The organism is Oleiphilus sp. HI0128, from assembly GCF_001635365.1.
Genome location: NZ_LWGG01000632.1, coordinates 1 through 453 on the forward strand (window position 1 = coordinate 1; position 453 = coordinate 453).

The window sequence follows — 453 nt, forward strand, 5'->3', positions numbered from 1 at the left end:
GAAATTTTGCTAGTTGTTGAAGCAGTTTCAAATGAAAAGGGTGTTGAAAAAGATATTATTTTTGAAGCGATTGAACTGGCTTTAGCGGCAGCAACCAAAAAACGTTACGAAGACGAAGAAGACGCCAATATTGAAGTTAAGATCGACCGTAAGACTGGTGATCACGAAACCTTCAGGCATTGGACTATCGTTGATAATGAAGCTGTTCCAGGTTTGGGTACCGAGTTGACAATGCAGGAAGCAGAGGAAATAGATACATCTCTGCAACCAGGCGATATTCATACCGAACAGGTTGAATCAATTTCATTCGGTCGAATTGGTGCTCAGGCAGCAAAGCAGATTATTGTCCAGAAAGTTCGCGAAGCAGAGCGAGAGAAGATTGTCGATAGTTATCGCGATCGCGTCGGTGAACTTGTTTCAGGTACCGTGAAGAAAGTAACACGAGATAATGTG

Annotated in this window: 1 protein-coding gene; it reads left to right on the forward strand. The window is 42.6% G+C overall.

Annotation, left to right across the window (positions count from 1 at the left end; genetic code table 11):
- A partial coding sequence (locus A3763_RS07920) for a NusA N-terminal domain-containing protein (RefSeq protein WP_304440802.1) occupies positions 1-453 on the forward strand: 453 nt, incomplete at both ends.